The sequence below is a fragment of the Pigmentiphaga litoralis genome, from assembly GCF_014651835.1.
In the GTDB taxonomy this organism is placed as follows: domain Bacteria; phylum Pseudomonadota; class Gammaproteobacteria; order Burkholderiales; family Burkholderiaceae_B; genus Pigmentiphaga; species Pigmentiphaga litoralis.
In genome coordinates this window covers 861,946-888,405 of record NZ_BMXQ01000001.1, presented here as the reverse complement: position 1 = coordinate 888,405, position 26,460 = coordinate 861,946, and the positions used below count along the sequence as shown (strand labels likewise).

The following is a 26,460-nucleotide window of genomic DNA, read 5'->3' as shown; positions in this document are numbered from 1 at the left end:
CGCGCCTGCACCACCGCCGTCATCCACATGCCGGACGAAATCGTCTTAGCGCTTGAAGAACGGCGTGGGCGTCATCAGGCGGTTTTCTTGCGAGATCAGCCAGCCGGCTTCGGCACTCTTGGCCATGTAGACGTGCCAGGCCGGATCGGCTTGCAGCGCGGCGCGGCGGGTGGCGCGGTCGGCGGCGTCTTTGTAGAGCCAGATATGCAGATAGCTGTTCACGTTGCCCGTCTCAGTCTGCGCGTAGACGACCGGGTCGCCCAGATGCTTGCGCTGCGTATCGAAGCCGTGTTCGGCGTACATGGCCAGGTGCTTCTTGATCGTGCCCGGATGGCAGGTGTAGGTGCGGACGTCGTAGAACATGGGCAATCCTTGTCAGTCAAAGGGATACATCAAAAGCGATGAAGGCAAATGCGTGAAGCGGCGCGATCCCTGCGTCGGTCGGGCCTGCGCCAGGGGTCGGACCGCGCGGACCCGGCGGCGATCGCGCGTCGTCAATCCGCCGAGGCGCCGGAACGCTCGACCAGACCGCCCCAGCGCGTGACTTCCTGCGCCACGTACGCCTGGAACGCGTCGTGTTTGTCGCCGATCGGCTCGGCGCCCAGCTCTTTCAGGCGCGCCTGCACCGCAGGGTCACGTACGGCCGCGGCGATCTCGTTCGACAGGGTCGCGACAATGGCGGGCGGCGTGGCGGCCGGGGCGAACAGGCCGAACCAGGACTTGGCGTCCAGCCCCGGATACCCGGCCTGGGCAAAGGTAGGCACATCGGGCAGGCTGGCATGGCGCGTCGCGCCGGTCAGGGCAAGGGGACGCAGCCGGCCGGCCGACACTTGCGGCAGCACTTCGGGCAGGTTCGCGAACATGGCCTGCACCTGGCCGCCGATCAGGTCGTTTTGCGCCTGCGATCCGCCCTTGTAGGGCACGTGGGCCATCTTGACGCCGGCCAGGGTATTGAACTGTTCACCCGCCAGGTGCGCGGCGGTGCCCGTGCCGCCCGACGCAAAATTGACCTGCGCAGCCGGGCGCTGCGCATAGGCCGCCAGTTCCTTGGGCGTCTTGGCCGGCACGGTCGGGTTGACGACCAGCAGCAGCGGCACCGACGCCAGGTTGGACAGCGCGGCGAAATCGGTAATGCGGTAGTCGAGCTTGCGATACAGGGTCTGGTTGATGGCGTGGGCCGATGTCGCCATCAGCAGCGTATAGCCATCGGCTTCCGACCGCGCGACCTGCGCGGCGCCAATGTTGCCATTCGCGCCTGCCTTGTTTTCCACCACCACGGGCTGACCCATGCGCTCGGCCATCTTCTGGGCCACGGTGCGCGCGATGATGTCGGTCGCGCCGCCGGGCGCAAAGGGCACCACGATACGCAGCGGCCGATTCGGGAAATCGCCGCGGCCCTGTGCATGGCTGGCCGCAAACGGCACTGCAAAAAGCGACGACAGCAGCGCCGCGCACACGACCCGGCGAGTCATCGCGCCGCGGGCCGGCACCCGGTCGGTGGAGGAACGCGTGGCGAAAGAAGAAGGGGCGCGGGTGCGCAGGGTCTGGGGCATGTTTCGTCTCCGGTCTTGGAAATCCGTCGCTGCGGCAAGCCGCGCGTCGGTGTGTGTGTCCAGACTGTACGGAATCCCGGCGCGCACGCGTTAGGACGAAAACGAGAATGATCGGTACTTTTCCACGGACCCCGGTCCTAACACCCTGCCCCATCCGGCGGCCGAGCATGCCGCTTGCGAAAGTCCCCCGGCGTCGTCTGTGTGTGCCGTTTGAAGAAGCGGCAGAAGTACGCTAGGTCGTCATAGCCCAGTCGATACGCGACCTCGGCAATCCCCAGGTCTGTCAGCGACAGCAAACGCTTGGCCTCCAGCAGCACGCGCTGCTGGATCACCTGCCCCGCGGTCCGGCCGGTGGCGCGTTTGACGGCGTCATTCAATTGCCGTTCGGTCACGTGCAGTTGACTGGCATATGCCGTAACCGGCAGGCAGTCCAGAAAGTGCTGGTCGACCCGTTGCTGGAATCGCCTGGCCAGGTTGACCCCCTGCGCCGACACGCCCTCCTGGCTTGCAGGCGGTCGGGCCAGGCGGCGCAGCCGCGTCAGCAGGATCAGCAGATAGGATCGGACGATATCCAGGCGGCCATCGCCCTCCCCCAGGTACTCGGCCTCGATCGCCTCTACCAGCGGCAGCAGGTCGTCATGCTGGCTGGCAGACAGGTACAGCGCGGGCTGGCCGCTGGCGACGTCAAAAAAAGGAAACTGCGCGGCCAGGTCGGCACGCGGGAACATCTGCAGGAACAGGTCCGCGCTGATGTTCATCACGAAACCGCGCGGCGGCACGGACGACGTCCACGAATGGATCTGCGCCGGACTGACAAAAAACACCGTGCGCGGCTGTACGGGATGCGGCACGAAGTCGAGCAGATGCACGCCCTGCGCCTGCGTCATCCACAGCAAGTGATAGTAGTCATGCCGATGGGCGAACGTGCGCGGGATATCCGCACGGTCCTGCAGGCGGACCATGTCGAAATAGAACGATGCATCGTCGCCCCCGAATGCCGACGTATTGAAGGTCGGCAGATCCGGGACGGCCGCGGCCACCATGGCGCGCGCCTCGCCCGGGTCAGTCGATGCCGTGGAACGGGGCGTCGTCGACACCCACGTACGCGGGCGGACGCCAGCTGGCGTCGCGCATCGAGTGCTGCAGTTGATTTTCGACACCGAGCAGCACGGCAAAGATCGCCATGCGCACCGGAATGCCATTGTCGGTCTGACGGAAAATCGCCAGGCGAGAGTCCTGGTTCAGGTCGGTGCTCAGGTCGTTGGCGCCTTCACGGCTGTCGCGCGGCAAGGGGTGCATGACCAGGGTATCGGGTCCGCACACCGTTTCGACCAAGGCCTGGTTGATCTGGAAATCGGGCTTGTAGCCTTCGAACGACTCGTTCACGAAGCGCTCTTTCTGAATGCGTGTCGCGTAAACCACGTCTGCGCCCTTCAAGCCTTCGGTCAGCGATTCGGTCTGCTCGATCACATGACCGTTGCGCGAAATCTGCTCGATGATATAGCTGGGCATCTCCAGCGCGGTCGGCGCGATCAGCGTCAGTTTCAGGCCGCGGTACAGGGCCAGCAGCTTGACCAGCGAATGCACCGTACGGCCGTATTTCAGGTCGCCGACCAGTGCGATATGCGCCCCGTCCACGATCTTTCCCAGCCGCGCGAATTCCTTCTGGATGGTGTACAGGTCCAGCAGCGCCTGGCTTGGATGTTCGCCAGGGCCATCGCCGCCGTTGATCACCGGAATGTTGGTGGCGCGCGCGAACTCCGCGACCGAACCCTGCTCGGGATGCCGCACCACCATCGCGTCGACATAGCCTGCCATCACCCGGCTGGTGTCGTAGATCGACTCGCCCTTGGCCATGGACGAAAAGGTGAAGCCGGTGGTGTCGCACACCGATCCGCCCAGACGGCAGAACGCGGCGCCGAAGCTGACCCGGGTGCGCGTGCTGGCTTCAAAGAACAGGTTGCCGAGCACCGCGCCTTCGAGCACCCGCGAGACCTTCTGGCGACGCGCGATCGGCTGCACCACGTCGGCGACCCGGAACAGCCCTTCAACCGATTCGCGGGTGAACTGGTCCACAGACAGCAGCTGCGGCCGCCCTTCGAACAGCATGCGGTCACGCAATGCACCGGTATGTACGCTAGGCGTAGAGTCGGCCGACAGCTCGGCAGTGCTCAGGATTTCGGCCGTGAAGCGCTGCACGATCTCCGGCATCTGCCGGCTTTCCTGCGAGTCTTCCGGCAGCAGCCAGGTGTCGAGCGCCCGGCGGCTGACGCCAATCCGGGTAGCAAACGCATCGCGCGTCATATTGAGGCGACGCATCGCGTCACGCAGGAAAGTCTGCTGTTGGAGATCCATGGGGCACCCGGAAGAATATACGCAGTGCGCAGATTCTATAGGAAGCGTCCGGGCTTTGCACAACGGTTTGTGGCAGGGTCAGGCCAGCTTGCGCCGGTCGGCTTTGGTGTCGGATTGAGTGTCGGCATTCGTGTCATCGTGTGCGTCGTCATCCGTCGACGTCTGGCGCGTGGGCGCGACCGCTTTGCGGACCGCCGCGCGCCACTGATCGCAGCCACAGAACACACAGGCGCCCAGGCCTTTTTCGGTGGGCGCCTCGACATGCCCGCAACGCCAACAGGCGCGCAGATCCGGCAGCTGCAGGTGGTCATCGTTGGCGCCGCCGGTGTCAGGCGACAGCGATAGCCCCGGGCGCGGTTCGCGAAACTTGACCAAAGACAGACCGCCCGACGCTTCGACATAGACCCGCCGCAGTTCGCCCAGGTGTTGCACGTTCAAGGCGCGAAGCTCCGACGCCAGCATCTCGCGCGACAGGCGCAGGTCGTTCAGCTTGTCGAGCAGATAGCGGCCGTCCTGGACGAGCATCGACACATCGCCTTGCGCCAGGGCCTCGAGCTTGCGGTTCTTGAACGAAAGCCACGCCAGCCCACGTTGCAGTCCCGTCGTGATGGCCAGCACGATCACGGCAGGCAGAATGCCCTGCGTCACCACCTGGATCGGCACGCCGATGGCCGCGCCCAACATCAGGACGACTGCCAGTTCGTTGGTGGTCAGCTGCGCCGCAAACCGTTTGCCCATCAGCCGCATGAACACCAGCAACAGGACATACATGACCCCTGCGCGCCACAACACTTCGATCAGGAAGGGCCAGGGGGCATCCCCGATCAACATCTGCTGCCAGTTCAGCATCGGGCTTCCTATGCTTTCAGTTCAAGGACGGCGGGCGTCCAGGTGTGCTGATGGCAGCTGGCGCAATCGGACACCGGCGCAGGGTCCGACTCGACAAGCCGTCCGCAACAGCCGCAAGCCCAGTGCACGTCGACGCGGGCTTCCTGCTGCAGCGTGTCGTCAAATTCGGGCAGGACCGACAGCCCCGGACGGCAGGCTTCCGCGGGCACGACGGACAGGCTGCCCGATGGTTCCAGGAACGCGCGGCTGATCTGGCCCAGATGCTGAAAGCCCTGCAGCCGCAACAACTCGAACAGCTTGTTGCGACCGACAACCGTCCTGGCCATGCCGTCGATCAGCAGTTCGCCTTGGCGTATCAGCGGCGCGACGTCGGTGGAGATGGCGGTTTCGATACGCCGGTGGCGCATCCCGATCCGCATGACCAGCCGCTGCAGCACGATGACCACCACCGCAATGATCAGCGGCGGCAGCAGGCCCCGATCGCCCGACTGCAGGGGCACGCCAATGGCGGCTGCCAGGGTCACCACGATGGAGATTTCGAACAAGGTGAATTGCGCGGCCACCCGACGCCCCAGCAGACGCATGACGACCACCAGCAGCACATAAGTCAGTGACGTGCGGATCGCCGCTTCAATCAAAAAGGTCGGGGGCGCATTACCGAACAGGATTCGGTGTATGTCGGTAAGCTGAAAATCGGGCATGGCAACGCTGCGGCACGCGGACACGAAAACGTGAGCGTGTACGCATGCGGTGTGCCCGACGGCGTCGGGGCAGGTGCCAATGCACGGTGCGGGTGCCGACCCCGCGGGCTCCTACCCCGATGCCGATGGCGGCCGGACAGCTTGGCCCGGACAGCGCGGGCGTTTCCCGCTCATCGGGTGCGAGAGCGCACTCTTCCATGCGCGCAGCCGGGCCATGCGGTGAGGTCCGGCACGGTCAGATGCATCGCCGCCAGATGCATCGTTATGAAATGCGGCGCCGGCCTCGCACGAACAGAAAGAGACCGATTACGAACGCGATGACGCCATAGATCGCCCACTGCATCTGCCCGGTCATGAAACTGCCGGGCAGCACGTTGATGCCCTGCAGGAACCAGATCAACCCCAGCGCCATCAGCACGACACCGGCCACCACCATCACGATACGCATCGTCTCGACTCCAGAACACACAAAGGACCGGCGCAGCCGGTGCATGTCAACGACAAGCTAGGCAGCCGCAGGCATGTCCTGCCGACCGCGACGCCGCCACAACTGCCACGCAAGGAACACCACCACCACGACGTTGATCGCCAGGATCACGAAATTGATCACCGTCGGGTGCGCAATGAAATGCTTGAGTTCGAACGGCACGTAGATGCCGCCCGATACCGCGCCCAGCCATTCCGCCCAGGCCCGATCCCGCCACAGTCCGAAGGCTTCGACAAAGCGGATCAGGATGTACGCCGCAACGATCGCCATGATCGTCCGCAGGTTGGCGTCTTCGAGCACATCGGCATAGTGCAGGAAGATGGCTGGATATCCCGATGTCGGATTCCAGCCGAAGTGGCCCACCAATTCGTTCGCAAGGTGGCGCACGTCGTAATGCACCAGGCTGAGCAGTCCCACGCCGCCAGCAAACGCCGCAGCACCCTTGGCTGCTTCGAACAGCGCAATGGCGCGGCGCGCACGGCGCTCGGCCGAGCGTGGGTCGTCGTGATGGCCACCCTGCAGGCCACCCTGCAGGATGTCGGGCCGCCGCACGCCCGGCTCGCCTGCTACCGAGACCGCATCAGCGCGCGGCGTCGCCGTACCGGTATTCATGGGTGATGTCATCGAGCTGCGCCTTCAGCGCCGGGTCCAGCGTCATGTCGGCAGCAGCCAGCGTCGCGTCCAGCTGCTCGGGCCGGCTCGCGCCGATGATCGCCGAACTGATGGTCGGGTTGGCCAGCACCCAGGCGATCGATGCGGTTGTCAACGACACGCCCGCGCCGGCCACGGCGTCACTCAGCTTGGCCACGGTTCCGAACTGCTTTTGATGCCAGTAGCGTTCCTGGTAGCGCTCGGCCGCGGTGCCCAGGGTAAAACGGCTGCCTTCGGTCGGCCCCGTATCGAAGCGGTGCTTGCCCGTCAGCAATCCGCCTGCCAGCGGGTTGTACGACAGCACCCCCAGCTTTTCCTCGGCGCACAGCGGCAGCAGTTCCCGTTCGATTTCGCGGAACAGCAGGCTGTAGCGCGGCTGCACCGAGACAAAGCGCGTCAGCCATTTCGCATCCGAGCGGCCCAGCGCCAGCGCCAGCCGGTAGGCCAGGAAATTCGACACGCCAATGTAGCGAGCCTTGCCGTGCTTGACGATGATATCGAGCGCTTCCAGCGTCTCGTCCAGCGGCGTGTCGACATCGTCGGAATGCAGTTGATAGAGATCGACGTAATCGGTGTTCAGGCGGCGCAGCGAATCGTTGATGGCGTCAAGCAAATGCTTGCGGGACGCACCTTGTTGCCAGGGCGCGCTGCCCATCTTGCCGACCGCCTTGGTTGCGACGATGAACTGGTCGCGGCGCCCTTCCAGCCACTGGCCCACGATCTCTTCGGTCGTGCCCACGGTGCGCAGGCCGCCGCCCAAGGGGTAAACGTCGGCGGTATCAATGAAGTTGACCCCCGCCCCGGCGGCCTTGTCGAGTATGGAATGGGCAACAGCGGCTTCGGTCTGCAGGCCGAAGGTCATGGTGCCCAGGCACAGGCGCGAGACGGTCAGCCCGGTCGCGCCGAGTCGGGTGGTTTGCATGGTGGAGCGCTCCGAGTGGCATGGAAGGACAAGCCACGTACGTTAATTCAGCGCGCCGCGTGTTGGGAAGAGCGGCCATGCGTGCTTACACCTGACCGCCCGTGGCGGCGATGCCGTTCAGCTCGTTGACAGCATCTGCCGGCAACACCAGCTTTCCTGCCGCCATGTTCTCGTGCAGATGCGCGACCGACGACGTCCCCGGAATCAGCAAAATGTTGGGCGAACGCTGCAGCAGCCATGCCAGCGCCACCTGCAAGGGCGAGGCGCCCAGACGGTCCGCCACCGCGCTCAAGGTGCCCGACTGCAGAGGCGAGAAGCCACCCAGCGGAAAGAACGGCACATAGGCAATGCCACCGGCGGCCAGCGTGTCGATCATGGCGTCGTCATTGCGATGCGCCAGGTTGTAGTGGTTCTGCACGCACGCGATATCGCAAATTGTGCGGCCTTCGGTCAGCTGCGTCGGCGTGATGTTGCTCAGGCCAATGTGCTTGACCAAGCCCTGGCGTTGCAGTTCGGCCAGCGCGGTCAACGGCGCTTCGATCGACCCTTCGGCCGGGCCATGCACATCGAACATGATGCGCAGGTTCACGACTTCCATCGTGTCCCGTCCAAGATTGCGCAGGTTGTCATGCACGGCGGCTGTCAGCGCTTCGGGCGAATACGCCGGCAGCCAGGCGCCCGTCTCGTCACGCCGGGCGCCGATCTTGGTCACGATCACCAGATCATGCGGATACGGGCGCAGCGCCTCGCGGATCAGCTGGTTGGTGATATGCGGGCCGTAGAAATCACTGGTGTCGATGTGGTTGACGCCCTGGTTCAGCGCCTCACGCAGCACGGCAAGGGCGGCGTCGCGGTCGCGGGGCGGGCCGAACACGCCGGGGCCGGCGAGCTGCATGGCGCCATAACCCAGACGGCCGACCTGACGGCCGCCCAAGGAAAACTGCGACGCGTTCGACACGGAAGACGAAGAAGAAAAGGACATGATGCACTCCACCAGAAGGAAGCCGGATCGGTTGAAAGCCAGGCAGGACCTCACGATAGCGGCGCCAGTGCCGTTTGATAATCCAACACAATCCGCACGGGCTGTGCGATATTCCGGACAATGAAAATCGACCTCAATGATCTGGCTGCCCTGGCGGCCGTCGCCCGCGCGGGCGGCTTCCGGGAAGCGGCCCGCACGCTCAACACCAGCGCGTCGGCGCTGAGCGAGGCCGTACGCCGGCTCGAAGACCGGCTGGGAGTGCGCCTGCTGAACCGGACCACACGCAGCGTCGCGCCGACCGAAAGCGGCGCGGCGCTGATCGTGCGGTTGGGACCCGCGCTGTCGGAACTGGAAGCCGCCGTCGACGCCGTCAAGGAACTGGAAGGCCGTCCGGCCGGCACCTTGCGGCTCAATGTGCCGATCAGTGCGGCGCGCCTCGTGCTGCCCGCGATCGTCCCGCGCTTTCTTGCGGCCTACCCGGCGATCAAGCTCGATATCGTCGTTGACGACAGCTTTGTCGACCTGCTGCAGGAAGGCTGCGATGCCGGCATCCGCTACGACGAAAGCCTGGCTCAGGACATGATCGCCGTGCCCATCGGACCGCGCGTGCAACGGCTGGCCACGGCCGCCTCCACCACGTATCTGGAGCGCCGCGGCCGGCCCGCGCATCCGCATGACCTCATGCAGCACGACTGCCTGCTCGGCCGCTTTCCCAGCGGGTCCATGCCGGCCTGGCAATTCGAGAAAGACGGCAAGGTGGTACGCGTCGAACCGACAGGCCCCATGACGGTGCGGATCGGCGCGGCCGTGGACCTTGCGGTCGATGTCGCGATCGCGGGCAGCGGCATCATCTACCTGTTCGAAGACTGGTTGCGACCTTACTTTGCGAGCGGCGCGCTCGAGCCCGTGCTTGAGCCATGGTGGCAACCCTTTTCCGGCCCCTTTCTGTACTACCCTGGACGCCGGCTGGTGCCCGCGCCGCTGCGTGCCTTCATCGATTTCATCAAGGCCGAGTCAGACCTTGGGGCAGCGTTCGGGGCATCTGCCACGTCCGCTACGGCTCTGTCAACATCGCCTCGGCGGCAGCCGCGGCGGCAATGTTCTTAACAAAATAAACCTTTTGAGGTGCACGCGATTTGGGTGCAGGATTTCATAGTCAGTCTGCCTTCCCTATTCCCTTTAAAAGGTCATGGTCATGTGGATACTGCTTCTCCTTCCCTTCATCGGGCTGCTCTGGGTACCGTTTTACAACCACGAGCTGCCGTCACTGTTCGGCTTCCCCTTCTTCTACTGGTATCAACTGGCGTGGGTGCCCGTCACGGCGTTCATTACCTGGCTGCTGTATCGCCGTCATATCCAGAAGGAAGGTGAATGATGGACGCCCAGATCAACTGGACTGCGCTGTGGGTCTTCCTGTTTTTCTTCGTGCTGGTCACGGTGCTGGGCTTTGGCGCATCGCGATGGCAACGGGGCACCAACTCCCACGAGCATCTTGACGAATGGGGCCTGGGTGGTCGGCGCTTTGGCACCTGGATCACCTGGTTCCTGGTCGGTGGCGACTTCTACACGGCCTATACCGTCATCGCCGTGCCGGCCCTGGTGTATGCGGTGGGCGCCTATGGTTTCTTTGCCCTGCCCTATACGATTCTTGTCTATCCCATCGTCTTTCTGATCATGCCGCGGCTCTGGACCGTGGCGCAAAAAGCCGGGCACGTGACGGCTGCCGACGTCGTGTATGGCAAGTTCAAATCGCGGCCCCTGGAACTGGCGATTGCGGTCACGGGTGTCGTGGCGACCATGCCCTACATCGCGCTGCAGCTGGTCGGGATGGAAGTCGTGATCAAGGCGCTCGGCCTGACCGGTGAATTGCCGCTGGCGGCAGCCTTCATCATTCTGGCGCTGTACACCTACTCGGCCGGCCTGCGCGCCCCTGCCCTGATTGCGTTCGTCAAGGACCTGATGATCTACATCGTGGTGCTGGTGGCGATCGTGCTGGTGCCTGCCAGGCTGGGCGGCTATGGCGCGGTGTTCACGTCGGCCAGCGATGCGTTTGCCGCCAAGGGTGGTGCGACCGGGCTCTTCTTGCAGCCGCAACAGTTCCTGCCCTACGCCACCTTGGCGCTTGGTTCGGCCCTGGCCGCGTTCATGTACCCGCACACCCTGACGGGCATCTTTGCCGCCAAGAGTGCGAACACCATCCGCAAGAACGCCGTGTTTTTGCCGGCGTACACCTTGCTGCTGGGCTTGATCGCGTTGCTGGGCTACATGGCGCATGCCGCGAACCTGAAGGTCCAGACCAACAACGACGTGGTGCCGGCGCTGTTCAACGCCCTGTTCCCGCCCTGGTTCGCGGGCTTTGCGTTTGCCGCAATTGCCATCGGCGCCCTGGTGCCCGCCGCCGTCATGTCGATCGGCGCCGCCAACCTGTTCACGCGCAACTTCTGGAAGGCCTACGTCAACCCGCAGGTCACGCCCGCGGGCGAAGCCAAGGTGGCCAAACTGGTGTCGCTGGTCGTCAAGGTCGGTGCGCTGGTGTTCATCCTGTTCCTGCCCACGCAGTTCGCGCTGGACCTGCAGTTGCTGGGTGGCTTGTGGATCCTGCAGACCTTCCCGTCCGTGGTGCTGGGTCTGTTCATGAACCGCTTCCGCAGCACCGCGCTGCTGTGCGGCTGGATCGTCGGCCTGCTCGGCGGAAGCTGGCTGGTGTTCAAGGATGGCATCAAACCCGTTCACACCTTTGTGATCGGGGGCGATCCGTACTCCATGTACACGGGCCTGCTCGCGTTGATCGTCAACCTGATCGTCGCGGTGATCGTGCAGTTCATTCACGATCGGGTGTCGCCGGTGAAAGTGACGGCGCCTGTGGGGGCCTGATGCGATCCGTGGCGGCATAAAAAAACGGGGACAGCCGTCGTGGCTGTCCCCGTTTTCCGCAAGCCTTACGCCTTGGCCAGCTTGATCGCCGATGGCGCTGCCGTCAAATAGCCCACCGCACTGCCGAAGCGGTCCTTGTAGTTGGCGCGGACCAGCGGATCCAGCGTCGGCTTGACCTTGTCGTGCAGGCCCGCTTCCCAATCACCCACGTGCTGGAAGTTGCTCATGATGTACGTGAAACCGTAGATCGAATCCACCGCATGCAGGCCGGTCGACTCGGCGCCCGCCGGGCACGACAGCACCCGCGCCAGCACCTTGGTGTCGACGTTATAGGCCCACAGGAAGTTGTTCACGTGCATGCTGCTGTCTTCACCGATGAACAGCGTGCGCAGCGTTTCCGAGAACTTCAGGTTGTCCGGATTGCCCAGCTTGTCGGGGTTGGCCAGGTTGCCCAGGGCATCTGCCGCGGCCAGGTCTTCGCCGACCAATGCAGCCGGCGCGGCCATGTCGACCGGCACCCAGGCGCTGTCGATCGCGGCGCCTGCCGTGTCCTTCTGGTTTGAGGTCATGTTCAGCGCGTACACCGCACCAGCGCTGATCGCCTTGTCCACCGCCACATCGGTCGACGCGGCATTGCCCTTCACCATGGACTTTTCCACGCGCGACATGGCCGAGTACAGCACCTTGTCCTTGATGTTGACGGTCGTGCCTTCGAGCTTCGTGAAGCCCATGCTGCCACCGACCAGCGCGGCATAACGATGCGTTTCCAGGTAAGCCGCGGCCTTCGTCATGCCAGGCTTGATGCGGATCCAGTTGAACGTACCGTTGAAGTGGATTCTGGTGAACGTGGTGTCTGCCGGATCGGCCGTGCGGATGTCCATGATGTCCGTCGACTTCAGGCTCTTGGCCATCGCTTCGATCTCGGCACTGGTGGCATTGCCCAGCTTGATCCAGGTCAGCTTGGCCGCGCCCGCGCCCGCCGACGACGTCTGCGACCACTTGGCCACGTACAGCGCGCCCGACGACAGGTCGGCCGCCTTGTCGGCGAAGAACATGAACAGGCCGCCGTTGGTTGCGTCGTCGCCCATCAGCACCGTGCGCTGGTCAGGCATGACCTGCACCAGTTCATGCGAGATACGACCCAGGCAATAGTGCTTCTTGATCGTGCCCGTGCCGTCCGGGTTGACCGTCACTTCCGGCAGGTGGCCATAGTTGTACGGGTTGGCGGTGGTCTCATTGCCGTACAGGCTCTTGCTGAACGCCTTGAACTGCGCGTTGGTCGCGATGGTGCTCGCATCGGGCTCGTACTCTTCGCTGGACAGGTGCGTGTTCCACGGCGACAGGCTTGCACCGCAGGTGATCCACAGGCCGTTGGCTTTGGACGTATCCACGTTGTGATACTTGACCAGCGTCAGTGCGCCGGTGGTCTTGTCCTGGTCCAGCGTCAGCACGGCAATCGGCGACGGCAACTGACCATAGGTCGATGCCAGCGACTGGTCGCGCGTCGTGTACTCGAACTGCACGACTGCGAACACCGTGTTGCCCTTCACGCCCGGCACTGCCGGGTTGGGCAGGGTCAGCAGCGAACTGCCATCGGGGCAATCGGAAAAGAACTGACGCTCCTTGCCCGGCACCGACCGGTCGATGATCGGCTGGTTGTTGATGTCCACATATCCACCGCTCAGGATCGTGCCGCCTGCGCCGTTCGGCACCAGGTCACCGGTCATGAAGAACGGCTGATAGGACAGCGCGTAGGTCTGCGTCGTGCCATCGCTGTAGGTGACGTTGAGGCTCGAGCCGACCGTGGTGGTCGCCATCTGCGCGGCATTGGCCAGCGACGGCGCCGCCATGGGCGTGAACGTGGCCGACTGGAAAGTCACGCCCGGGGCAGGCGTAAAGTCATTGTCATCGCCGCCGCCACAGGCAGCCAGCAGCGACGCTGCCGACACGGAGCCGGCGAGCGGCAGGAGCGGTGCACCGGCCAGGGCCTTGAGCAGATTGCGGCGGGAAAGATTCAGGGTATCGACCATCGTTACGTTCCTTGGTGAAAGCGGAAAGGCTTTGAACGGAACGAAGTCTATGGAGGGCGTATGACAGTTTGGGGAATATGAGACGTCGCAGAAAATTCACTTGAAATTTGCTGAAAACCTACATTCAGGTGCGCGTCAGATTATGTTCAGGACGGTGTCAGTGGGGTGGCGCTAGGACACCTCCGCCTCAGACTTCGAGGGCGTTTCGCCAGATCCCGAGCAGTTCGATGAACATAGAGCCGGTGATGGTCACCGGCGGCGCGGACGGTGTCTATTCGGAAAGGCCAATATCCGTGATTGCTCACTATTGCCTCAAGCTCAGATCCTGCAGGATGAGAACATTGCCATTTGTCAGAAATTCGATCATACTTCTGACACAAGGAGTCTTGCCATGATTACGCTTGCCGAACAGGTTCTGTCACACGCTACCCAGCAACCGGAAGGCACACCGGTGTCAGCGAAGGAACTGCTGCACCTGGGAAAGCGCGCCGCCGTCGACCAGGCGCTGTCGCGACTTGCGCGCCGCGGCGCCCTGCTTCGTGCCGGCCGTGGTATTTACGTGCTGCCGGTTGAAGGCCGTTTCGGCATTCGCGCGCCGTCGCCTGCCAAAATCGTCGAAGGTTTGGCAAATCAGCGCGGGGAAACGATCGTGTCTCATGGTGCAGCGGCGGCCAACGCACTGGGTCTCACCACACAAGTGCCGGTGCGATCGGTTTACCTGACATCAGGAAGAAGCCGACGCCTGAAGCTCGGTGCGCAAACGGTCGAATTACGGCATGCGCCGATGTGGCAGCTTCTGTTGCCGGGCACGTTTCCAGGCGATGTGGTACGGGCACTGGCCTGGCTTGGGCCCAAGAAAGCGGCAAACGCTCTGCAGGTCCTACGCGCAAAGCTTTCTGCGTCCGCCATCACGGAAATGGCCAACTCCCGTGCGCGGCTTCCTACATGGTTGGCTCAGCAGGTCAGTACCTTGGTAACTCATGGCTGATTTTTTCTCGCTGACTGCAAGCGATAGGGCAGACGCGCTGGCGCAAGCGGCTGACGCTTCGGGTCGCCCACAACACCTGCTTGAAAAAGACGTTTGGGTTGTCTGGACGTTAAGGCATCTGTTCGCTTCGCCGTATGCCCCGCATCTGATTTTCAAGGGCGGCACATCCCTATCAAAAGCCTACGGCGTCATTCGAAGATTTTCGGAAGATGTCGATCTGACCTACGACATCAGGGCCATCGCCGGCGACCTCCTTCCTGCAGACGGATCTCCAATTCCGGCCACAAAGAGCCAGGAAAAGAAGTGGAGCAAAGCGATACGCGGGCGCTTGGCCGAGTGGGTGACCAAAGAGGTCGTGCCTTCGCTCAGAACGGACCTTGACCAACAGGGGCTGCTCGCCACGGTGCGAGCCGAAGAAGACAAAGTCTTCATCGACTATGTTGCGTCAGCTGCAGGCACAGGATACGTGTCGTCGGCAGTCATGTTGGAGTTTGGAGCCCGCTCGACTGGCGAACCTTTCGAACAACGCAGCATTGTCTGCGACACGGCGCCGTACCTGTCTGGAGTGACGTTTCCAGAAGCACGGCCACAGGTGATGCGTGCCGAACGGACTTTTTGGGAAAAGGCCACTGCCATGCACGTCTTTTGCGCGCAAGGCGCCTTTCGCGGTGGAGATCGGTTCGCACGCCATTGGCATGACGTGACGCGGCTTGACGTTGCTGGCTTTGCAGATGCTGCTATTGGCAACGCCGAACTCGCACGATCCGTCGCCCTTCACAAAAGCAGCTTCTTTCCTGAGAAGGACGCTATGGGTGAGCCGATCGACTATCACATAGCTGTGTCGGGCGGAATGTGCCTGGTTCCAACCGGAGAAGCTTTGAAGACCTTGTCGATCGACTACCAAAACATGGTCGACGATGGCCTGTTCCTCGACGAAGTCGAGTCATTCACCGACTTGCTTGCGCGGTGCCAGGCCATTCAAGACAAGATGAACGCCGGGCCGCACCCGAATGTGAAGTGATCAAGGACGGCTTCACCATCAAGCCGCTCCAACCCGTCACCCCTCAGGCAACGACCACCCTCCCCCCAACGCGCGAATCAGATCCACGGCCGACCGGGCCCGTTCGCCATCCAGCTGGGCCGACGTCCTGCGTTGCAGCAGCACGGTCCGGTCGGCATCGATCACGTCCAGGTAGCTGACCGACCCTTCGCGGTACTGCAGCTGCGCGATGCGCGCGGCCCGGGTGGACCCTTCCACTGCCGCATCTTGCTCACGCGTCTGCTGCGCCAGCAGGCGCAGATTCGCCAGGTTGTCTTCGACTTCGCGAAAAGCGTTGAGGACGGTCTGGCGGTACTTCGCGACATCTTCTTCGTACACCGCGCGGGCGTTGGCCAGGCCGGCTTCGCGGCGGCCGCCGTCGAAGATGGGGATGGACAAGGCGGTGCCGACCAGCGGGCCGAGCAGGAAGGCGCGGCTGGACCACTGGAACAGGTCGCCCAGTTGCGACGACTCGTAGCCCAGGGCGCCGGTCAGGTTCAGGCGCGGAAAGAACGCGGCGCGGGCCGCGCCGATGCGGGCGTTGGCGGCGGCCATGGCGCGCTCGGCGGCGGCGATGTCGGGCCGGCGTTCCAGCAAGGACGACGGCAGGCCGGCGGGCACGCCGACCGAGATGCGCGTGAGCGGTTGCGGCGCCAGCGTGAATTCCGCGGGGGTCTTGCCGAGCAGGATGGCCAGCGCGTGTTCTGACGATGTGCGCAGGCGTTCGATGCCCAGGGCGTCGGCGCGGGCCGATGCCAGTTCGCTGCGGGAGCGAGCCAGGTCCAGTTCGCTGATGTCGCCTTCGTCGTACCGGCGCTGGATCAGTTTCAGGGTCTGTTCACGCAGCGCAACCGTGCCGGCATACAACGCCTGTTCGGCGTCGCGTTCGCGGATCTGGAAGTAGGCCTGGGCCACGTCGGCCTGCAGCACCAGCCGCACCGATTGGAACAGGGCTTCGCTCTGTTGCGCGTCGGCGATGGCTGCGTTCACGTTCGATGCCACGCGGCCGAACAGGTCGGCTTCGTACGCGATGCTTGCCTGCGCGCGCCACAAGGTGGTGGCGCTGGTGTCGGCGTCGGCGCCCAGGCCGCGAGAAGCGGGCGACGGGCGTTGACGGGTCGGGCCGATGCCGGCATCGACCGTTGGCAGGCGGTCTGCCTGGGCGTTGCGTTGCAGCGCCCTTGCCTGTTCGAGCCGCGCGGCGGCGGCCTGCAGGTCCTGGTTGGCGGCCAGCGCGTCGGCTTCAAGGGCGTTCAGGACAGGGTCGTTGAACACCGTCCACCATTCGCCGCGCGCTACGGCTTCCGAAGGCTCGGCGGGCTTCCATTGGTCGCCGATGGGTGGCGCGGCTTCCTTGAAGGCGGCCGGGGTCGAGACCTCGGGTCGTTCGTACACGGGTGCCACACTGCACCCGGCCAGGATCAGCAGCGACGCCAGCAGCGCCGAACCGGTCTTGAGAGTCGAAATCATGATGCTTCTATCCTTGGGTTCAATGGGCGGGGGCGACGACCGGGGCGCTACCGTGCGCGGCACCATGGGCAGCCACGCGAGGCGCTTCGTGCGGGGATGCCGTGGTCAGCGCACGGCCGCTCATCTTGCGCAGCAGCACATAGAACACTGGCGTCAGGAACAGGCCGAACAGGGTCACGCCGAGCATGCCGAAGAACACCGCAATGCCCATGGCATGACGCATTTCGGAACCGGCGCCGCTCGACAGCACCAGCGGCACGACACCCATGATGAACGCGATGGACGTCATCAGGATCGGACGCAGACGCAGACGGCTGGCTTCGATCGCCGCGTCAACGGTCTTGGCGCCCTGCAGTTCCAGTTCGCGGGCAAATTCCACGATCAGGATCGCGTTTTTGCACGCCAGTCCCACCAGCACCATCAGCCCGATCTGCGTGAAGATGTTGTTGTCGCCATCGGTCAGCCACACGCCGGTCAGCGCGGCCAGCAGTCCCATCGGCACGATCAGGATCACGGCCAGTGGCAAGGTCAGGCTTTCATACAGGGCAGCCAGCACCAGGAACACCAGCAGCACGCTGATCGGGAACACCCACATGCCCGCATTGCCTGCCAGGATCTGCTGATAGGTCAGGTCGGTCCATTCGAACTTCACGCCGGCGGGCAAGGTTTCTGCCGCAATCCGTTCGATCGCAGCCTGGGCCTGGTTGGTCGAATACCCAGGCGCCGGGCCGCCGTTGATGTCGGCCGAGGTATAGCCGTTGTAGCGAACCACCATTTCCGGTCCGAAGGTGTCCGTGACCTTGACCAGAGACGACAGCGGCACCATGTCCCCCGACCGGTTGCGGGTCTTGAGCTGCAGGATATCGTCGGCAGTGGCACGGAACGGCGCATCGGCCTGGGCGCGCACCTGGTACACGCGACCAAAGCGGTTGAAGTCGTTGACGTACAGCGATCCCAGATAGATCTGCATGGTGTCGAACACGTCGGTGACCGGCACGCCTTGCTGCTTGGCCTTGACGCGGTCCAGGTCCACGTCCAGTTGCGGAACGTTGATCTGGTAGCTGGAAAACCCGGGCCCCAGTTCAGGCGCCTTGGCGGCCGCCTTCAGGAAGTCCTGCGCGGCGGCGTCGAGCTTGGCATAGCCCACCGCGCCCCGGTCTTCCAGTTGCAGCTTGAAGCCCCCCATCGTGCCCAGGCCCATGACAGGCGGTGGCGGAAACACGGCGATGAAGGAATCACTGATCGCGCCGTACTGCTTGTTCAAGGACGCGGTGATGGAGTCGGCGGTCAGGCCGGCCTTGTGGCGTTCATCAAAGTCCGTCAGGGTCACGAAGACGATGCCTGCGCTGGAACTGTTGGTAAAGCCGTTGATCGACAGGCCCGGGAAGGCGATGGCGTTGGCCACGCCCGGCTCTTTCAGGGCGATGTCGGTCATGCGGCGGATCACTGCATCGGTCCGGTCCAGCGACGCGCCGTTGGGCAACTGCGCAAAGCTGATCAGGTACTGCTTGTCTTGCGCCGGCACGAAGCCGCCGGGCACGATGTAGGAGATGCCCACCGTTGCTGCAAGCAGCACGGCGTACACAACCATCGATGCGCCCTTGCGTGAGATGGCACTCTTTACGCCCGTGGCATAACGATCCGATGCGCGGCCAAAAAAGCGGTTGAACCCTGCAAAGAACCGGCCCAGCACCTTGTTGATGCCACGGGTCAGCCAGTCGGGCTTGTCATGATGACTGCGCAGCAGCAAGGCGGCCAACGCGGGCGACAGGGTCAGCGAGTTGAAGGCCGAGATCACGGTCGAAATCGCGATCGTCATGGCGAACTGCTTGTAGAACTGTCCGGTCAGGCCCGTCATGAAGGCCAGCGGCACGAACACGGCCACCAGCGTCAACGAAATCGCGACGATCGGCCCGCTGACTTCGCGCATGGCCTGATAGGTGGCTTCCCTTGGCGTAAGCCCGTCGGCAATGTTCCGCTCGACGTTCTCGACCACCACGATGGCGTCATCGACCACGATCCCGATCGCCAGCACCATGCCGAACAAGGACAGCGCGTTGATCGAATAGCCGAACGCCAGCATCAGCGCAAACGTGCCGACGATCGATACCGGCACGGCCACCAGCGGAATGATGGACGCGCGCCAGGTCTGCAGGAACAGGATCACGACCAGCACCACGAGCAGGATCGCTTCGATCAGCGTATGGACCACCGCCTTGATACTGGCGCGCACGAATTGCGTCGGGTCATACATGATGCTGTATTCGACCGAGTCGGGAAACTCGGCCGACAGTTCCTTCATCGTCTCGCGCACCTGGTCGGACACGGCCAGCGCGTTGGCGCCGGGCGCCTGCATGATGGCGATGGCCACCGCGCTCTTGTTGTCGAGCAAGGCGCGCAGGCCATATTCGGATGCTGCAAGTTCCACACGCGCCACATCGGCCAGGCGGGTCACGCTGCCATTGTCCGAGGTCTTCAAGACGATGTCGGAAAACTCTTCTTCGGTCGTCAGACGGCCCTGCGTGTTCACGGACAGCTGCAAGGGCTGGCCCGGCAGGCTGGGTGACGAGCCGATCACGCCGGCGGCCACCTGCACGTTCTGCTCGCGGATGGCGGCAATGACTTCAGGGGCCGTCAGGCCGCGCTGGGCGACCTTTTGCGGATCGAGCCACACACGCATGGCGTAGTTGCCTGATCCCCACAGCGCCACCTCGCCCACGCCCTGGATCCGGGCAAGCCGGTCCTTGACGTTGATGACGGCGTAGTTGCGCAGGTAGGTGTTGTCGTAGCGGTCATCGGGCGAGATCAGGTGCACCACCATCGTCAGCGTGGGCGAACTCTTGACAGTCGTGACGCCCAGGCGCTGCACATCTTCGGGCAGACGCGGCAAGGCCTGCGACACGCGGTTTTGCACCAGTTGCTGCGCCTTGTCGGGGTCGATACCCAGCTTGAAGTTGATGGTGATCGTCAGGTTGCCGTCGCTGTTCGCCTGCGACTGCATGTACAGCATGTCTTCGACGCCGTTGATGGATTCCTCCAGCGGCGACGCGACGGTTTCTGCAATGACCTTGGGGTTGGCGCCCGGATACTGCGCGCGCACCACGACGGAAGGCGGCACGACCTCGGGATATTCCGAGATCGGCAACTGGAACACGGACAGCAGGCCTGCCAGCAGGATCAGCACGGACAACACGCCCGCGAAGATCGGCCGGTCGATAAAGAATCGGGAGATGTTCATGATGACTTCTTATTGAGGTTCACACGCGCTTGCGGGCGACGTCGCCAGCGACCGGTGCACTGGGGTTGCCGGCCATGGGCACGACACGCGGGGTGATGGCATCGCCGGGGCGCACACGCTGCAGGCCGTTGACGACGATGCGGTCACCGGCCTTCAGTCCGGATTCAACGATGCGCAGGCCCGACTGATTGGCGCCGACCTTGATCTCGCGATAGGCGGTGTGGTTCTTGTCGTCGACCACCAGCACGAAGCGTTTGTCCTGATCGGTCCCGATGGCTTTTTCGTCGATCAGCAAACCATCACGCGGGGTGCTGCCACCCAGCTGGATCCGGGCATACAGACCAGGGAGCAGGCTGCCGTCGGCGTTGTCGAACACGGCCCGCACGCGGATTGTGCCCGACGAGGTATCCAGGCGGTTGTCCACCGAGGCCACGCGGCCTTCGCGCGAGTAGCCCGATTCGTTGGCCAGGCCCAGGTGGACCGGGATCACGCTCTTGGACGTGCTGCGCGACGGGTTGATGTACTTCAGGAAGCTTTGCTCGTCCACGTCGAACGACGCGTACAGCTTGGACACCGACATGAGCGTGGTGAGCGGCTGCGATGCAGCGCCCGCGGCCACGACGTTGCCCAGCGTGACTTCGGCGCGCGACACGCGGCCGGCCACGGGGGCGGTGATGCGGGTGTATTCCAGGTTCAGGCGAGCGGCTTCCAATGCAGCCTGCGCGCCCTGCAGATTGGCGGCGGCTTCGCGCGATGCGTTCTGCTTTTCTTCGTAGTCGCGGCGGGCCACGGCGTTGTCGGCCAGCAGGCGTTCGGCACGCGCCATGTCATTGCCGGTCCACGATGCGCGCGCCTGCGCGGCGGCGACCTGGGCCTGGGCGCGCGCCACTTCGGCGGCGTACGGTCGGGGGTCGATCGTGAACAGCGGATCGCCCTTCTTGACCAGGCTGCCGTCTTCGAAATGGACCTGCACGATGCGGCCGGACACCAGGGGCCGGATGTCGACCCGGTCGATGGCTTCCAGGCGGCCCGAATAGTTCTGCCAGTCCACGATGCGGCGGGCGACCACTTCGGCGACGTCGACCTGCGGCGCAGCCGGGGCGGTCACGGGCGCTGGACTGTCCTCGGCCACGGCGTAGACACAAAAGGCGGTCAGCCCGCCGGCGGCGATGAGCGCTGCGACGGCACTGGCCGTGGCGCGTTGCTTGAACTTGATCATAAGGATTCCTTGGGTGGGGGTTCGGGAAGGAAAAAGGGAATACGGGGGCCGATCAACCTGCCGGCAGCGGCGCGGTCGAAGGCAGGGGCAGCGCAAGCTGCCGCCGCAGAAAATGAACGATGTCTTCCAGCGCCGGCAGGTGGCTGCGCAGCGCGGCATGGGTCACATCGGCAAAACGGGCGACCTGCGTGCGCACGCCAACGGCAATGAGTTCGGCGGCATAGCGCTCGGCTTCCACATGCAGCACGTCGCATTCGGCCGTGGCGATACAGGCCGGCGGCAGGCCGCGCAGGCGGCGCGATTCCAACGGGGCGGCGTAAGGGTGGATCCGCTGCATCAACTGCGGCAGATATTGGCGATAGCAATCGGCGCAATCGGCGGCGGTCAGGTCGGACTTGAGCCGGGTCGCGTCGCCCAGCCGGGTCATGCTCGGGTCCAGCATGGGGCCGATCAACGCCTGGGCCGACACGGCCACCACGCCGCGGTCCCGTGCAATCAGGGCCAGGCACGCGGCGATGTTGCCGCCCGCGTCGTCACCGGCCACGGCCAGGCGCAGCGGGTCGGCCCCAAAATCCGGCGCATGGGCCACGGCCCACAAGGCCGCGGCATAGGCGTCTTCGGGCGCGGCCGGAAACGGGCGCTTCGGCGCCAGGGCGTAGCCCACCGTCAGCACCGCCGCCGGGCAGGCCTGCGCAATGAAGCGCGCCGGCACGTCGGCATCGTCCAGACCACCGCCCACAAAACCGCCGCCGTGGAAATACAGCACGGTCGGCAGCAGGCCCACGCCTGCCGGCCGGTACAGGCGCATCGGGATGATGCCGGCCGGACCGGGAATGGCGAAGGCGTGGACCGTCACGGTGCCGGTCGGGGTCGAATCGCGGGCGGGAAACGCCGGAAGGCTGTTCATTGCAATTGGCGAAATCGCCGGCAAGTTGGGATGGACGGATTCTGGGTGTTTCGCCTTGCCGGATAAACTCCTATAATTCGGCAACACTATTCGTCCTGAGCAAACAATCTTTTCGATTGTGCGGATGACCCAGCAAAGCGCGCCCACTTTGCTGCCTTATCCGCCGGCCACATGCGCCCGGGACCTCCTCTGCTACGGAGTCCGCCATGGATCGCTTCCAGGCAATGCAGGTATTCACGCGCGTCGTGGATGCCAACAGCTTTACCCAGGCCGCCGAATCGCTCGGCCTGCCCCGCACCACGGTCACCACCACCATCCAGAACCTGGAAAAGCTGCTGCAGGTGCGCCTGCTGAACCGCACGACCCGGCGGCTCAGCCTGACGCCCGATGGCGCCGCCTACTACGAGCGGTGCGCGCGAATTCTGGCCGACGTTGAAGACACCGAAGCGTCGTTCCGCGACGTGGCGCGCGGGCCGAAAGGGCGATTGCGGGTGGATGTCCCGAGTTCCATCGGGCGCAAGATCCTGATCCCGGCACTGTCGGAATTCCGCTCGCGCTATCCCGATCTGGAACTGGTGATCGGCATGACCGACCGGCCGGTGGACCTGGTGCAGGAGGCCGTCGACTGCGCCGTGCGCGGCGGCAATCTGGCCGATTCGACGATGGTGGCGCGGCGCATCGGCAACTTCCATGGCGTGACCTGCGCGTCGCCCGACTATCTGGAACGCTACGGCACGCCAACGACCCTGGAGGACCTGGCCCACCACCAGGCGGTGCACTATTTTTCAAGTCGCACGGGCCGGACAATCGACTGGGACTTCATCGTCGACGGTGAAGTCCGCGAAATGAAGGTGGAAGGCGGCGTGTCGGTCAACGACAGCGATGCGTATGTCGATTGCGCCTTGCAGGGCCTGGGCATGATCCAGTCACCGCGCTTTCTGGTCCTGCCCTATCTGCAGTCGGGCGAACTGCGCGAAGTGCTGTCGCAATGGCAGCCTGCGCCCCTGCCGATCTCGGTCGTGTATCTGCACAACCGGCATCTGTCGCCCAAGGTGCGGGCCTTTGTCGATTGGGTGGCGGACCTGTTTGGGGGATGCCCGTTGCTCAGTGGCGAACCGTTCGACGCGAACCAGGAATGCACGTTCGGGAAGATCGAACCGGCGACGACACTGCGGGCCGTGATCGAGCAGAACAGCGTGGTGGACAGCGTGTTCTGACATCCCTGGACGCGGCAGGCCCTCTGCAAGGCGCCGAACCGCGCAGGGGCTGGCCCTCCTGCTCATCCTTGAGAACGACGGTCAGCGCGGCGGCAGCGTCGTATGCTCGGTGCCGGCGCGGGGCGGCGGGATTTGCGCCACAGGCAACGATGGCCTTGGTTGCAACGCGCCATGCGGTCGGCGATACTCACCCGCGCCGTGTCGCTTACACGTTTTCCCGTAAGCTACAGCGCCTGCGCCGAGCCCCTCCGACTCTCAGAACCCACTCCATGCCTCATTGCGGTGCTCCCATCCCCGAGGGAGACCAGGCGCGCGTCGATGCCCTGCATCGGCTCGACGTGCTGGATACCCTGCCCGAACCCGCCTACGACGACATCGTGGCGCTTGCCAGCCACATCTGCGGCACGCCGATCGCACTGGTGTCGCTGGTCGATACCGAGCGGCAATGGTTCAAGGCCAAGGTCGGCCTGGGGGCGCAAGAGACCCATCGCGACCTCGCGTTTTGCGGGCATGCCCTGCTTGCTCCCACCGACGTCATGGTCGTGGAAGATGCGACCGTGGATCCGCGCTTTCGCGAAAGCCAGCTTGTCCTTGGCCCGCCCTATATCCGCTTCTATGCCGGCGCGCCTATCGTGACCAGCGAAGGCCATGTACTGGGCACGGTGTGTGTCATCGATACGGTGCCGCGATTGTTGAAAGCCGAACAGCTGGCGGCGTTGCGGTCCCTGGCGCGGCAGGCCGCCCTGTTCCTGCAAACCCGCGAAGCAGCCAAGGTCAGCCAGCAGATGGCGATCGATCTGGCGGCAACGGTGCGGGAGCGCGACGCGGCCCTGGATCACGCCGCCATCATGGCGCGCGAGATCGACCACCGGGTGATGAACAGCCTGCAAATGATTTCGTCGCTGCTGGAAATGCAAAGCCAGCAGCAGAAAGCCACCGATGCGGGCGCCGCGCTTCGGCGCGCGGTGGGCAGCGTGCAGGCCATTGCGCGGGTCCACCAGCACATTCATTTGGCGGATTCGGCGGAACCCGCGGACGCAACGGCCTACCTGGCCCGCCTGTGCGAGGAATGTTCGCGGGTGTTCGATCACGGCGCGCCGGTCATTGTCGAGGGCCCTGTCGTGCACGTGGGCACCGACGACCTGGTATCGCTGGGCCTGATCGTGAATGAACTGGTCACCAACTCGTTCAAGCATGGCGCAGGGCATGTCGGGGTGAGCGTGAGCGCGCATGACGGACGCATCGACCGCCTGACCGTCAGCGACGATGGCCCCGGTCCGCCAGACGGCTTTACCTTGCAGAGCGGCCGCGGCCTGGGCATGCGGGTGGTGCGATCACTCGCGCGCAAGCTGGACGCCGACGTGACCCTGTGCTGCGGACCTAGCGGACGCGGCGCGGTGGCGACATTGCAGATGCGTCCTGTGCCGACGTAAGCGCCAGCCTGCGCCGGCGCCGCCACGCGGCCGCTTCGAATCCCAACTCGCTGGCCAGGGCCAATGCCGCCGCAGGCAAGGCTCCCGCCATCAGCAAACCGTGATCGTTCAGGGCAAGCCCCGTCACGATCCGTTCGCCATACCCGCCCGCACCGATAAACGCCGCGATGGTCGCCGTGCCGATCGCGATCGACGTGGCCGTGCGGATGCCGCTCAGAATCGTCGGACGCGCCAGCGGCAGGTCGATCAGCCGCAGGCTTTGCCCGGTTGTCAGTCCCAGGCCCAACGCGGCCGACCGCAGGCCTGGCGGGACCTCGGCGAGTCCCGTGCAGGTATTGCGCAGAATCGGTAGCAAGGCATACAGCGTCAACGCGACCAGCGCCGGCAGCACGCCGATCCGGCCGGTCATGGAAATCAGGACCGCCAGCATCGCCAGCGACGGCACGGTCTGCAGCAGGCTGGCCACACCCAGCACCAGGGTGCGCGCGCGCGGATTGGCGGCCACGGCCACGCCCGTAGGAATCGCCACTGCGCATGCCACCAGCACCGACACCCCCACCAGCAGCAGATGCTGCAGCGTCAAGCGCAACAGGTCCGGTCCGAACAATTTGGCCAGGAAGCCCGAAGCGCCCGACGCCGCGTCCACCGGCTGACCGCCCAGGTGATCGCGAGCGATCCGGTCGAACGGCACGCCATGCAATTCGGCGCGGGCATTCATGCGGATCATCTCGGTTTCATCGATCGAACCGGCCAGCTTGCCAATGGCGGCCCAGGCCCCGGGAAACCGCTGCGGCACATCCAGACGGTGCAGCAACACGGCGTCATAGCGCGGAAAATAGTTGCGATCATCCACCAGGACCAGCAGGTCCAGGGCTTCGATCTTCGCATCAGTCGTGTAGATGTCGATCACATCGGTTCGGCCCTGCGCCAGGGCGTCGTAGGCCAGCCCGTGATCGAGACCGGTCGGAGACTGCGGCAGGCCGTAGCTGGCCGCCAGACCCCGCCAGCCATCGGCCCGTCCGATGAATTCGTTGGACAGCCCGAAGCGCAGTTGCGGGTGCACCGCAAGGTCGCTGAGTTTCCGGATGCCCAGGCGGGCCGCGTCGGCCTTGCGCATGGTCAGGGCGTAGCCATCGTTGAAGCCCAAAGGCACGTCCACGCCCAGCCCCAGGGGCGCCAATCGTTCGCGCATCTGGGGCAGCGTCAGGGTCTGCTGCGACTTCAGGATTTCCTGCGCGATGGTCCCGACGTACTCGGCATAGACGTCGATGCTGCCCGCCCGCAGCGCCTCGAACACGATGGCCGTATTGCCCAGCCCCTGCAGCACGCGCGGCGCCTCGCGCGTCGCCGGCGCGGCCGTCTGCGCAAGGATTTCGGCAAGGATGTAGGACTCGGTGAAACGTTTGGAACCGATGTGCAAGGTGCCGGCGTCGCGCGCGTCCGCGGCGGCCTGCGCCGCACCTGCCGCCATGATCAGGATCGGCATCAGCAATAGCATCAGCAACATCGGCAGCCAGGAGGCGAGCCGCCCTGCGCGCGGTCCAC

The 26,460-nt window shown here is 64.5% G+C and carries 23 protein-coding genes; 7 read left to right on the top strand and 16 right to left on the bottom strand.

What is annotated here, in order from left to right:
• Positions 1-45 precede the first annotated feature (45 nt).
• The 10 genes from IE116_RS03800 to IE116_RS03755 all read right to left on the bottom strand — a co-directional run bounded on the left by IE116_RS03800 (position 46) and on the right by IE116_RS03755 (position 8,500).
• On the bottom strand, positions 46-363 hold the full coding sequence (locus tag IE116_RS03800) for an NIPSNAP family protein (protein WP_189609902.1): 318 nt from the start codon (positions 361-363) through the stop codon (positions 46-48).
• 131 nt (positions 364-494) lie between these two features.
• The gene (locus IE116_RS03795) at positions 495-1,553 is read right to left on the bottom strand and encodes a Bug family tripartite tricarboxylate transporter substrate binding protein (protein WP_229827987.1); all 1,059 of its coding nucleotides are present in this window, start codon (positions 1,551-1,553) and stop codon (positions 495-497) included.
• Positions 1,554-1,690: 137 nt separating this feature from the next.
• Positions 1,691-2,650, bottom strand: coding sequence for a helix-turn-helix domain-containing protein (locus tag IE116_RS03790; RefSeq protein ID WP_229827986.1), 960 nt, complete (start codon positions 2,648-2,650; stop codon positions 1,691-1,693).
• Entirely contained in the window at positions 2,616-3,908 is a 1,293-nt protein-coding gene (locus IE116_RS03785; protein WP_189609900.1) for an aspartate carbamoyltransferase, read from the bottom strand. The genes IE116_RS03790 and IE116_RS03785 overlap by 35 nt, the downstream gene beginning before the upstream one ends.
• Before the next feature lie 78 nt (positions 3,909-3,986).
• Positions 3,987-4,757, bottom strand: coding sequence for a DUF421 domain-containing protein (locus IE116_RS03780; protein ID WP_189609898.1), 771 nt, complete (start codon positions 4,755-4,757; stop codon positions 3,987-3,989).
• Positions 4,758-4,765: 8 nt separating this feature from the next.
• Positions 4,766-5,458: a DUF421 domain-containing protein gene (locus IE116_RS03775; RefSeq protein ID WP_189609896.1), complete on the bottom strand. Its 693-nt coding sequence runs from the start codon at positions 5,456-5,458 to the stop codon at positions 4,766-4,768.
• Positions 5,459-5,720: 262 nt separating this feature from the next.
• A complete protein-coding gene (locus IE116_RS03770; RefSeq protein ID WP_189609894.1) occupies positions 5,721-5,906 on the bottom strand; it encodes a hypothetical protein in 186 nt (61 codons plus the stop codon).
• A gap of 57 nt (positions 5,907-5,963) precedes the next feature.
• Positions 5,964-6,557 (bottom strand): DUF2127 domain-containing protein, encoded by a 594-nt coding sequence (locus IE116_RS03765; RefSeq protein ID WP_189609893.1) that lies wholly within the window; start codon positions 6,555-6,557, stop codon positions 5,964-5,966.
• Positions 6,526-7,518 carry an aldo/keto reductase gene (locus IE116_RS03760; RefSeq protein ID WP_189609891.1) on the bottom strand — a complete coding sequence of 331 codons (993 nt, stop codon included), beginning with the start codon at positions 7,516-7,518 and terminating at the stop codon, positions 6,526-6,528. Before IE116_RS03760 ends, IE116_RS03765 begins: the two co-directional genes overlap by 32 nt.
• A gap of 85 nt (positions 7,519-7,603) precedes the next feature.
• On the bottom strand, positions 7,604-8,500 hold the full coding sequence (locus IE116_RS03755) for an aldo/keto reductase family oxidoreductase (RefSeq protein ID WP_189609889.1): 897 nt from the start codon (positions 8,498-8,500) through the stop codon (positions 7,604-7,606).
• 120 nt (positions 8,501-8,620) lie between these two features.
• Between IE116_RS03755 and IE116_RS03750 the strand changes: the two genes are divergently transcribed.
• The 3 genes from IE116_RS03750 (at position 8,621) to mctP (ending at position 11,374) form a co-directional block, all read left to right on the top strand.
• A complete protein-coding gene (locus IE116_RS03750; RefSeq protein WP_189609887.1) occupies positions 8,621-9,607 on the top strand; it encodes a LysR family transcriptional regulator in 987 nt (328 codons plus the stop codon).
• Between the two features lie 88 nt (positions 9,608-9,695).
• Positions 9,696-9,875, top strand: a complete 180-nt coding sequence (locus tag IE116_RS03745; protein ID WP_189609885.1) for a DUF3311 domain-containing protein — start codon at positions 9,696-9,698, stop codon at positions 9,873-9,875.
• The gene (mctP, locus tag IE116_RS03740) at positions 9,875-11,374 is read left to right on the top strand and encodes a monocarboxylate uptake permease MctP (protein WP_189614423.1); all 1,500 of its coding nucleotides are present in this window, start codon (positions 9,875-9,877) and stop codon (positions 11,372-11,374) included. Before IE116_RS03745 ends, mctP begins: the two co-directional genes overlap by 1 nt.
• A gap of 65 nt (positions 11,375-11,439) precedes the next feature.
• Here mctP and IE116_RS03735 read toward each other — a convergent pair whose 3' ends face one another.
• Complete coding sequence (locus tag IE116_RS03735; RefSeq protein WP_189609883.1) at positions 11,440-13,404, bottom strand: PhoX family protein; 1,965 nt, start codon at positions 13,402-13,404, stop codon at positions 11,440-11,442.
• 391 nt (positions 13,405-13,795) lie between these two features.
• Between IE116_RS03735 and IE116_RS03730 the strand changes: the two genes are divergently transcribed.
• Both IE116_RS03730 and IE116_RS03725 read left to right on the top strand, forming a co-directional pair.
• On the top strand, positions 13,796-14,392 hold the full coding sequence (locus IE116_RS03730; RefSeq protein WP_189609882.1) for a DUF6088 family protein: 597 nt from the start codon (positions 13,796-13,798) through the stop codon (positions 14,390-14,392).
• Positions 14,385-15,413, top strand: coding sequence for a nucleotidyl transferase AbiEii/AbiGii toxin family protein (locus IE116_RS03725; RefSeq protein ID WP_189609880.1), 1,029 nt, complete (start codon positions 14,385-14,387; stop codon positions 15,411-15,413). The genes IE116_RS03730 and IE116_RS03725 overlap by 8 nt, the downstream gene beginning before the upstream one ends.
• Positions 15,414-15,449: 36 nt before the next feature.
• Here the strand turns inward: IE116_RS03725 and IE116_RS03720 are convergent, their stop codons facing one another.
• The 4 genes from IE116_RS03720 to IE116_RS03705 are packed head-to-tail and all read right to left on the bottom strand — an operon-like array spanning position 15,450 to position 22,265.
• The gene (locus tag IE116_RS03720) at positions 15,450-16,901 is read right to left on the bottom strand and encodes an efflux transporter outer membrane subunit (RefSeq protein ID WP_189609878.1); all 1,452 of its coding nucleotides are present in this window, start codon (positions 16,899-16,901) and stop codon (positions 15,450-15,452) included.
• A gap of 19 nt (positions 16,902-16,920) precedes the next feature.
• Positions 16,921-20,139: an efflux RND transporter permease subunit gene (locus IE116_RS03715; RefSeq protein WP_189609876.1), complete on the bottom strand. Its 3,219-nt coding sequence runs from the start codon at positions 20,137-20,139 to the stop codon at positions 16,921-16,923.
• A gap of 19 nt (positions 20,140-20,158) precedes the next feature.
• The gene (locus IE116_RS03710; RefSeq protein ID WP_189609874.1) at positions 20,159-21,358 is read right to left on the bottom strand and encodes an efflux RND transporter periplasmic adaptor subunit; all 1,200 of its coding nucleotides are present in this window, start codon (positions 21,356-21,358) and stop codon (positions 20,159-20,161) included.
• Between the two features lie 52 nt (positions 21,359-21,410).
• Entirely contained in the window at positions 21,411-22,265 is an 855-nt protein-coding gene (locus tag IE116_RS03705) for an alpha/beta hydrolase fold domain-containing protein (RefSeq protein WP_189609872.1), read from the bottom strand.
• A 206-nt stretch (positions 22,266-22,471) separates the two neighbouring features.
• Between IE116_RS03705 and IE116_RS03700 the strand changes: the two genes are divergently transcribed.
• Entirely contained in the window at positions 22,472-23,482 is a 1,011-nt protein-coding gene (locus IE116_RS03700) for a LysR family transcriptional regulator (RefSeq protein ID WP_189609870.1), read from the top strand.
• Between the two features lie 269 nt (positions 23,483-23,751).
• On the top strand, positions 23,752-24,915 hold the full coding sequence (locus IE116_RS03695) for a histidine kinase dimerization/phosphoacceptor domain -containing protein (RefSeq protein WP_189609867.1): 1,164 nt from the start codon (positions 23,752-23,754) through the stop codon (positions 24,913-24,915).
• On the opposite strand, the gene IE116_RS03690 is transcribed toward IE116_RS03695, so the two are convergent.
• Positions 24,863-26,422 carry a glycine betaine ABC transporter substrate-binding protein gene (locus tag IE116_RS03690; protein ID WP_373302939.1) on the bottom strand — a complete coding sequence of 520 codons (1,560 nt, stop codon included), beginning with the start codon at positions 26,420-26,422 and terminating at the stop codon, positions 24,863-24,865. The two genes, IE116_RS03695 and IE116_RS03690, sit on opposite strands and share 53 nt — an antisense overlap.
• Between the last annotated feature and the right edge of the window lie 38 nt (positions 26,423-26,460).

Excerpts from the sequence above, each read along its gene's own strand:
- IE116_RS03800 (WP_189609902.1), bottom strand. The coding sequence starts at position 363 with ATGTTCTACGACGTCCGCACCTACACCTGCCATCCGGGCACGATCAAG.
- IE116_RS03795 (WP_229827987.1), bottom strand. The coding sequence starts at position 1,553 with ATGCCCCAGACCCTGCGCACCCGCGCCCCTTCTTCTTTCGCCACGCGT.
- IE116_RS03785 (WP_189609900.1), bottom strand. The coding sequence starts at position 3,908 with ATGGATCTCCAACAGCAGACTTTCCTGCGTGACGCGATGCGTCGCCTC.
- IE116_RS03780 (WP_189609898.1), bottom strand. The coding sequence starts at position 4,757 with ATGCTGAACTGGCAGCAGATGTTGATCGGGGATGCCCCCTGGCCCTTC.
- IE116_RS03775 (WP_189609896.1), bottom strand. The coding sequence starts at position 5,458 with ATGCCCGATTTTCAGCTTACCGACATACACCGAATCCTGTTCGGTAAT.
- IE116_RS03770 (WP_189609894.1), bottom strand. The coding sequence starts at position 5,906 with ATGCGTATCGTGATGGTGGTGGCCGGTGTCGTGCTGATGGCGCTGGGG.
- IE116_RS03765 (WP_189609893.1), bottom strand. The coding sequence starts at position 6,557 with ATGAATACCGGTACGGCGACGCCGCGCGCTGATGCGGTCTCGGTAGCA.
- IE116_RS03760 (WP_189609891.1), bottom strand. The coding sequence starts at position 7,518 with ATGCAAACCACCCGACTCGGCGCGACCGGGCTGACCGTCTCGCGCCTG.
- IE116_RS03755 (WP_189609889.1), bottom strand. The coding sequence starts at position 8,500 with ATGTCCTTTTCTTCTTCGTCTTCCGTGTCGAACGCGTCGCAGTTTTCC.
- IE116_RS03750 (WP_189609887.1), top strand. The coding sequence starts at position 8,621 with ATGAAAATCGACCTCAATGATCTGGCTGCCCTGGCGGCCGTCGCCCGC.
- IE116_RS03745 (WP_189609885.1), top strand. The coding sequence starts at position 9,696 with ATGTGGATACTGCTTCTCCTTCCCTTCATCGGGCTGCTCTGGGTACCG.
- mctP (WP_189614423.1), top strand. The coding sequence starts at position 9,875 with ATGGACGCCCAGATCAACTGGACTGCGCTGTGGGTCTTCCTGTTTTTC.
- IE116_RS03735 (WP_189609883.1), bottom strand. The coding sequence starts at position 13,404 with ATGGTCGATACCCTGAATCTTTCCCGCCGCAATCTGCTCAAGGCCCTG.
- IE116_RS03730 (WP_189609882.1), top strand. The coding sequence starts at position 13,796 with ATGATTACGCTTGCCGAACAGGTTCTGTCACACGCTACCCAGCAACCG.
- IE116_RS03725 (WP_189609880.1), top strand. The coding sequence starts at position 14,385 with ATGGCTGATTTTTTCTCGCTGACTGCAAGCGATAGGGCAGACGCGCTG.
- IE116_RS03720 (WP_189609878.1), bottom strand. The coding sequence starts at position 16,901 with ATGATTTCGACTCTCAAGACCGGTTCGGCGCTGCTGGCGTCGCTGCTG.
- IE116_RS03715 (WP_189609876.1), bottom strand. The coding sequence starts at position 20,139 with ATGAACATCTCCCGATTCTTTATCGACCGGCCGATCTTCGCGGGCGTG.
- IE116_RS03710 (WP_189609874.1), bottom strand. The coding sequence starts at position 21,358 with ATGATCAAGTTCAAGCAACGCGCCACGGCCAGTGCCGTCGCAGCGCTC.
- IE116_RS03705 (WP_189609872.1), bottom strand. The coding sequence starts at position 22,265 with ATGAACAGCCTTCCGGCGTTTCCCGCCCGCGATTCGACCCCGACCGGC.
- IE116_RS03700 (WP_189609870.1), top strand. The coding sequence starts at position 22,472 with ATGGATCGCTTCCAGGCAATGCAGGTATTCACGCGCGTCGTGGATGCC.
- IE116_RS03695 (WP_189609867.1), top strand. The coding sequence starts at position 23,752 with ATGCCTCATTGCGGTGCTCCCATCCCCGAGGGAGACCAGGCGCGCGTC.
- IE116_RS03690 (WP_373302939.1), bottom strand. The coding sequence starts at position 26,422 with ATGTTGCTGATGCTATTGCTGATGCCGATCCTGATCATGGCGGCAGGT.